1 protein-coding gene is annotated in these 749 nt (G+C 69.6%); it reads left to right on the top strand.

What is annotated here, in order from left to right; genetic code table 11:
- On the top strand, positions 1-749 hold a 749-nt coding region (locus AAH991_RS40180), incomplete at both ends, for an extracellular catalytic domain type 1 short-chain-length polyhydroxyalkanoate depolymerase (RefSeq protein WP_346231198.1).

The following is a 749-nucleotide window of genomic DNA, read 5'->3' as shown; positions in this document are numbered from 1 at the left end:
CCGGCGCTGCTGGTGCTCGTGCACTACTGCAGCGGGTCGGCCAGTGCGATCTTCAACGGCAACGGGCACGACTACGTCACCGCCGCCGACCGGTACGGCTACATCATCGTGGTCCCCGAGGCCACCCGCAGCGAGAAGTGCTTCGACGTCTCCACCCCCGCCGCGCTGCGGCGCGACGGCGGCAGCGACTCCACCGGCATCATGTCGATGGTCGCCTACGCCCGCCAGCGCTACAACGTCGACCCCGGCCGCATCGTCGTCAGCGGCTTCTCCTCCGGCGCGATGATGACCAACGTCCTGGCCGCCCAGTACCCCGACGTGTTCTCGGCCGGGTCGGCCTTCTCCGGCGTACCGGCCGGGTGCTTCGCCACCACCAACGGCTCGCTGTGGAACAGCCAGTGCTCCGGCGGGCAGCTCATCAAGACCGCCCAGCAGTGGGGCGACCAGGCCCGCGCCATGTACCCCGGCTACACCGGCCGCTACCCCCGCATGCAGCTGTGGCACGGCACCACCGACACCACCCTCGCCTACCCCAACTTCGGCGAGGAGATCAAGCAGTGGACCAACCTGAACGGGCTGAGCCAGACCCCGGCCTTCACCGACCACCCCCAGTCGTCGTGGACCCGCACCCGATACGGCAACACCGGCACCCAGGCCACCGTCGAAGGCATCAGCATCTCCGGCGTCGGCCACCAGCTGCCGCTGAACGGCCAGATCGCCTACGCCATCTCCTTCCTCGGCCTCGACGG

It is taken from the genome of Microbispora sp. ZYX-F-249 (assembly GCF_039649665.1).
GTDB classification, from domain to species: Bacteria; Actinomycetota; Actinomycetes; order Streptosporangiales; family Streptosporangiaceae; genus Microbispora; species Microbispora maris.
The sequence above is the reverse complement of the archived record's forward strand: the minus strand, read 5'-3'. Positions and strand labels throughout refer to the sequence as shown.